The 530-nt window shown below is 34.2% G+C and carries 1 protein-coding gene; it reads right to left on the bottom strand.

Annotated features, from left to right (window positions below):
• Positions 1-409, bottom strand: a 409-nt coding sequence (locus HT736_RS07630) for a hypothetical protein (RefSeq protein ID WP_172930914.1), incomplete at its 3' end; no start/stop codon positions are given.
• Between the last annotated feature and the right edge of the window lie 121 nt (positions 410-530).

The raw sequence follows: 530 nt of genomic DNA, 5'->3' as shown, positions 1-530 counted from the left end.
GCATAGCAAGAAAATCGCGCATGTATTTTTTCAAGGGTAAAAAAATCAGCAAATCTAGCCCAAATAGAAAGAAAAAGGATGGCAATAAAAAGTCAACTAATTCTTGCTGCAGCGTATTTTTAATGAACAAGTTATCTGACAAGACAAGGACAGCTCCTAATAAATTAATTAAGAGTAACATACTGTAAAAAAGCTTCACTGACTTCTTACTGGCTAGGACACTATGGACTTCTTGCTTACGGGTATAAAGATAATTTACTCCAGCACAGATTCCTGAAACGAAGACCATACTTCCGATGAAAAAAGCTGTACTTTGTTTAAAGGACAAGATGCATTCCTTCCATAGAAAACAGCTACTCAAACTGATTTGAATTAAAGCTAACAAAAATAAGATTCTCATTGTTTTCATCTTTTCTCTCCCTTCCTACCAATCATTATACTAGGAGAAAAGAGAGAACTGTTTTCAATCTTCTCAAATGTCTCTTTTAGACGCTAAACAAACATGAGAGACTACTACTCAATGAAAATCA

The organism is Streptococcus sp. 339 (assembly GCF_013277285.1).
Taxonomy (GTDB): Bacteria; Bacillota; Bacilli; order Lactobacillales; family Streptococcaceae; genus Streptococcus; species Streptococcus pseudopneumoniae.
Note: the sequence above shows the minus strand (reverse complement) of the source record. Positions and strands in the feature narration are given on the sequence as shown.